Genomic DNA, 5,972 nt, shown 5'->3' with positions numbered 1-5,972 from the left:
AGGGGGCCTGTGGAAGAACCCCCAAAAGTGGGCGTTCTGGTGAAAAGGCCCATAAAATGGGCTGTTTTATTGAATAGTACTGTAAGTGACAATTAGATAGGTTCTGAATTACTCATTTGGCTGGTGGAAAAAGCTATTTCAACAACGTTGTTGGGCTCAAACATCGCTTTAAAATGTTTAAAACTGTCAAGTCTGGACTGATCATCTAGAGCCTGTGAAAGCAAGTCTTGCCCAAACAGAGCTATATCTTCAACAATTCGTTCATGTCGATAATAAGATAAAATTGTTTTATCGAAATTTGTCTTACCATAACCTTCATAAAAGCAATGGATTTCATGACGTTTATTCCATACATTGCCAACGCCGCCACCAATGAACATCAAATCTCGTTCTTTCGGTGCTAACATGGGTTCATCCCAATCAATAATGTAAATAGCTCCATCGTTCGAGACCAACACATTGCCCGCATGTATATCAGAATGGCACAGTACATATTTATCTGAATCAGGTTGAATTTTTTTAGATAGCTCTTCTGCAGAATCAACCAATTGATAAATCAAGTCGATCTTTTGATTAAAAAAAGATTTGAAATCAGCTGTAATTTTATCATCTGAAGCATCTGATTCCATTTTACTATAAAAGGACCTGACCACTTCGCGCCATTTAGTTGAGTACATTTCTTTTCTTAATTGTTTTTTAATCGAGGTAGGAACAGTGGTTTCATGAATTTGTCTTAATATTTTTCCAAGCTGTGTCCACTGTTTTTCTGTTAGATTTTGAGTGAAACCATTTGGTGCATGAATAAATGGATACACCATTACTTTAAAATGTTCCAATTGTTGAAATAATTTAGCATCAAGTGTTTGAATAGGAAAAATAATTTCTTTTATTCCAGAATCATGCAAGAGACGGATAATTGATAAATTAATTTCATTATGAGCTCCGTATTTTATCTTTACAAAATAAGAATTAGATTTAGAATCAGCTTTATATACAAATGCATTCATATCAGCGCCACCTGGGATGTCTTGTGCTGTGTGAATATTAATCCCATAATGAATTTTCAAAAGCTCGATGATTTGTTGATCTTGAATTAGATTTTTTAACATAAGATTCACTTAATTGGTTGGAAAAAAGACTTATTGAGGTCCTGTGAAAACAACTTTGTTAATGCTTTAAAATAAGCCTCATCACCGTTATCTTCCAAGGTCCAAGCCCATGCAAGTACGGATTGTACAAAGCACCATGCGATTATTCGTTGCTTTGATAATTTAAGGATTTTGGCAAATTGAGTGATCCGGTTATCAATAATCTTCGACACATCCTTGTGTGTAAGCAACTCCGGCATAGGATTTCGAATAAAAGCCGCTACTTCATAGGCGGGTTCACCAATTACGCCTTTAGGATCGATTACGATCCAATCATCGCCATTTTGCAGCATATTATCATGATGCAGATCTCCATGGAGTAAAATAGATGCTGAAGAGGTATTGAGCAAATCATTGCGTAACAGCTTCGCTTTTTGAAGATAATTTTCTGGTATTGCCCAATGTTTATCTAGCGCAATAAGCCAATTTTCGATATGGGGAAATACATGGTCTTGAGTAATTGGTGCCTGGTGTAACCGCTTTAAACATTTACAAGCGATGCGAATGGCATCATTGTCTTTTTCAGGAAAATACGATTTTAATGAAACGCCTGAAACCGCGCGTTCAAGCAGGAGCATCGCGTCACCCTCAGCTAATACTTTAACAACACCAAATCCGGTAAAAGCCTTAAGTGCCTCGGCTTCTTGTTTGAATCCATCTATATTTGGGCCCAATTTTAAGATAATGGGCTGTGCGCCTTGAAGACCGGACAGTACGTAATTGAAGCTTAAATTTTTAACGGGCCTTAAATTTGTTAATCCATGGGCTATTTCCATTAGCTCTATTAGTTTCGGCAAACCCGCCAACCATTGCTTTCCTTTTTTGCCGTATACATTAATAATATTTTTTTCAAGCACTCTCACAGGGCATCCTTATTCATAAAAATGCAATCATGTTCCAACCATTTTATCATGCTGTTTGAAGACATCACTTTTTCACTCATCATTGATGTCATTGAGTACTTGCAAGGCTTGAAAATTTCCAGCGCTACATCAAGGGATATCGTCATATTTTTGCACCTATATCAACATTTCGATACCTCAGGTACAAATACAGGGTAGTTTTAGAAATACTTAATTGTTCTGCAATTTTTTTAACAGGGATACTGCCATTCTTATATAATGCCTCCGCGATAGCTGCTTTTTCTATGGCAGCTTGAGACATACCTTTGGGACGCCCACCTTTTCTACCACGTGCACGTGCTGATTTTAAACCAGCCTGTGTACGCTCACGAATCAGTTCGCGCTCAAATTCAGCAAGCGATGCAAAAATACCAAACACCATCCGCCCCTGCGCAGTTGAAGTGTCAATTGGATCGTTTAAGCTGATCAGCCCAACTTTTTTCTCAATCAATTTTGTTGTCAGATGAATTAAATGAGCTAGATTCCTGCCAAGCCGATCCAGTTTCCAAATAATCAGTGTGTCATCTTCCCGAAGGTTTCGGATTATTTCATCAAGCACAGGTCTTGCTGTTTTTGCACCACTGGCAATTTCTTCATGAATTTGATCACAACCAGCTTTTTTGAGTGCATCAACTTGCAGGGACAAAGATTGATCTTTGGTTGAAACGCGCGCATATCCAATTTTCATACATTTACGTCCATTTTACTAACCGAAAAACGATATATTGAACCAAGATTTACTGAACCGCTTTATCTTACTAAAAAACAGCGTACAATGCGACTTCAATTGATTTAGAAATCAGTCCATCCAAACCTCCGTTTTTTTGAACCCGCATGACGAACCTAAAACGTATTTATCTCCTACCTGAAGCTGAAATTGCCGATCTCTATGCGAGGCCAATTTTTAATCAAAATGAACAACAGCTCTATTTTGATCTAAATCAGGTCGAATTGGATATCCTGGGTCAATTTGGTACCACCAAAACAAAAGTGTATTTCATATTGCAGCTTGCGTACTTCAAAGCCAAGAATCAATTTTTCACTTTTACATTTGATGATGTTCGAGTGGATGTTGAATATGTGCTTACCAACTTTTTTAAAAAAACAGACGCGGTTTTCCAGGGCAGTATCACTCGTAAACGCATAAATCAGCAAAAACAAATTATTCTCAACCTGTTTGAGTATCAAGACTGGTCAGTGGAACAGGCTATTCAGGTTGAGGCACACATATGTGAATTGCTACGATACTATCCCAAAGGTCATGACACATTTCGTCAACTACTGGTCTATCTTGATAATCAAAAAATTGTTATTCCTACTTACCGAAGTTTGCAGGATATGTTTACTCAAGCCTTTGCTAATGAAGGCGATAGACTTAATCAACTCATATTATTAATTCCTCAGGGTCAACAAGAACAGTTATCTGAATTAATCGATCGAGAAGATGGGATAACCAAGCTAAACATCATACGAGCTGATCAAAAAAATTTCACATACACCGCGCTCAGTGCTGAAGTTGAAAAGGCATTGGCGATTGCAGAGTTGTATAAATTTGCAAAGGATTTTCTTCCAACCCTGCTGTTATCCAAAAATGCTATTCGTTATTACGCTGATATAGCAGAACAATACGCGGCTTCCCGATTGCGGAGGTTATCTAGACTGCAACAATGGTTACATGCTCTTTGTTTTATTTATCACCGTTATCAACAGATCATGGATAATTTAATCACAAGTTTTATGTACCATACAAGGGCTATTACAGTTGATGCGAAGACTTATGCAGAAAAGGCAAAATCCGAGTACCAGTCTGGTTTGATTGTTGATTTACCTAAGTTGGCCAAGTTTCTTAAATGGTTCCCAAACCGTAAAAAAGAACTGAACCACGATGAATTAAATCAAGCGGCCTATAAGATCTTGCCAGAAGAGCAGTTTCCAGCGTTGGCGCAATTTTTACAGGGCAGCACCTTCGATACAAAAGCAGCTATGCGTGAATTTTATTTAAAATCGTCACGTTTATTTGCACTTTATTTAAGGCCAATTCTACTGGCGGTACCATTTATATTTTACAAGGAAGATAGTGATATCATGGAGCTCATTGATTTACTGAAAGAGCACTATGGTAGCGGCAAAGGCCCATCAACGTTTAAATTACCGCAAGATCTGGAAGACATCATATCCCAGACACAGCTTCTTTATTTAAAAAAAGATCCTGATGATGCACAGATAGACCCTCATTTATTCGAGTTCTTTGTTTACCATAAAATGTATCGCCGCTTGGATAAAGGTCTGCTCTGTTGCAATGAAAGCGTTTCTTACTGCGACATCGATCATGATTTGATTAGCTATGCCTTAGTCGATGATGTTGAAAAAATAGCCAATGAATTTGGGTATCCTAAAATCCCGGTTTATTGTGATGAACGTCTGGATGCAGCTCTCGTGACGTTAGACACCACGTGGGATAAAACGACAAAACGAATCAGTGGCGGTGAAAATGTCGCATTCAATATCAAAGAAAAGAAAACCGGTGAACAGGACTGGAGTTTGACTTATGATAGCCTGGATAACCTGGACGATGCTTTTTTCAGAACCCTGACTCAAGTAGAAATACCAAACATCATGATGTATATCGGCGATCGCATTAACATGTGGCAATCCTTTACCCACATGAAAACTCGGTACAATAAAAAAAAGACACCCATGGCCTTGGCCGTTAATGCTTGTATTTTATCAGACGCCTTTGGTATCGGTATAGAGAAGATGGCCGAAATGTCTGATCTAAATTACAATTTGATGCGTTCAACTCAGGAAGATTTTATACGCATAGAGACATTATGTGCGGCGAATGACATGGTGGGCAATCTGATTCATTCGCTGCCTATTTTTAAGCTATGGAATTTAATGGATGACAAATTGCTAGCAGATGCTGATGGACAAAAATTACTAACCAGTGAAAGCACCATTCAATCAAGATATTCAAAAAAATATCTTGGAAAATCCCCGGGGCTATCGATTTATACATTGATTGCAAACTTTGTTGCCGCCAATGCTAAAAATATTGGACTTAACGAATATGAAGGGCACTCTCTTTACGACGTCATTCAGGGTAATAAAACAGACATTAACATCGATATGGTGACGGGAGACAACCACTCTCTAAATAAACTCAACTTTGTTATATTGGATTCTATCGATGTTGATTATGTGCCGAGCATTAAGGACATAAGGGAGGCGTCAAATAACTTATATTCAGTCAAAACGCCTGATAATTATACTGGGATTATTCAATCACAGGGAGTTATCGATAAAAATCTTATTAAATCGCAAAAACGAGATATCTTAAGGGTATTACTTTCTTTGCTACTACAAGAAAACACACAAAGTAATATCGTTAGAAAATTAAACTCCTATGCGCGCTATGCCGGACTTAAAAAAGCACTGATTGAGTATAATACGATATTTAAAAGCACACATGTGTTAAATTTAATTGATAATATGGGGCTGCGAAAAGCCATACGGACCGCTAGAAATCGAACTGAGGCCTACCACCAACTCCAAGGGCTCATTAGAAAAATTTATCGCGGGGTTTTTAAGGGCAAAAAAATAGTAAACAATCAGGTCAGCGCGCATGCAGTAAGATTGGTTGCAAATTCTATCATCGCCTATAACGCTATTATCTTGAACACCGTTTATGAAAGAATGCTCGCCGATGGGGTTAGCCAGGCAATTATTGATGAATTTGCCAGGATTTCACCTATTGCTTGGTCTCACATTGCATTCACTGGTAAGTACAATTTTAAAAAGAGCAATGGTGATATTGATGTGGATGCGATGGTCAATAAGCTTGAAAAACATTTAAAACGGCACTTCTGGAAGGGTCCTTAACTCAGAACGACCACTTTTGGGGGTTCTTCCACAGGACCCC

4 protein-coding genes are annotated in these 5,972 nt (G+C 38.1%); 1 reads left to right on the top strand and 3 read right to left on the bottom strand.

The features are described 5' to 3' along the window. Positions 1–92: 92 nt before the first annotated feature. The 3 genes from ACQY7T_RS02965 to ACQY7T_RS02955 form a co-directional block, all read right to left on the bottom strand. Positions 93–1,109 (bottom strand): phosphotransferase, encoded by a 1,017-nt coding sequence (locus ACQY7T_RS02965; protein WP_428411228.1) that lies wholly within the window; start codon positions 1,107–1,109, stop codon positions 93–95. A gap of 5 nt (positions 1,110–1,114) precedes the next feature. After that, on the bottom strand, positions 1,115–2,005 hold the full coding sequence (locus ACQY7T_RS02960; RefSeq protein WP_428411227.1) for an aminoglycoside phosphotransferase family protein: 891 nt from the start codon (positions 2,003–2,005) through the stop codon (positions 1,115–1,117). A 148-nt stretch (positions 2,006–2,153) separates the two neighbouring features. Next, entirely contained in the window at positions 2,154–2,738 is a 585-nt protein-coding gene (locus tag ACQY7T_RS02955) for a recombinase family protein (protein WP_428411226.1), read from the bottom strand. Between the two features lie 146 nt (positions 2,739–2,884). Between ACQY7T_RS02955 and ACQY7T_RS02950 the strand changes: the two genes are divergently transcribed. Next, on the top strand, positions 2,885–5,932 hold the full coding sequence (locus tag ACQY7T_RS02950; protein ID WP_428411225.1) for a Tn3 family transposase: 3,048 nt from the start codon (positions 2,885–2,887) through the stop codon (positions 5,930–5,932). Positions 5,933–5,972 lie beyond the last annotated feature (40 nt).

It is taken from the genome of Legionella sp., from assembly GCF_965140895.1.
In the GTDB taxonomy this organism is placed as follows: Bacteria; Pseudomonadota; Gammaproteobacteria; order Legionellales; family Legionellaceae; genus Legionella.
This window is presented reverse-complemented; position numbering and strand designations above follow the sequence as displayed.

What these genes read in the sequence shown, in the direction of transcription:
- ACQY7T_RS02955 (WP_428411226.1), bottom strand. Translation starts at nt 2,738, where the DNA reads ATGAAAATTGGATATGCGCGCGTTTCAACCAAAGATCAATCTTTGTCC.
- ACQY7T_RS02950 (WP_428411225.1), top strand. Translation starts at nt 2,885, where the DNA reads ATGACGAACCTAAAACGTATTTATCTCCTACCTGAAGCTGAAATTGCC.
- ACQY7T_RS02965 (WP_428411228.1), bottom strand. Translation starts at nt 1,109, where the DNA reads ATGTTAAAAAATCTAATTCAAGATCAACAAATCATCGAGCTTTTGAAA.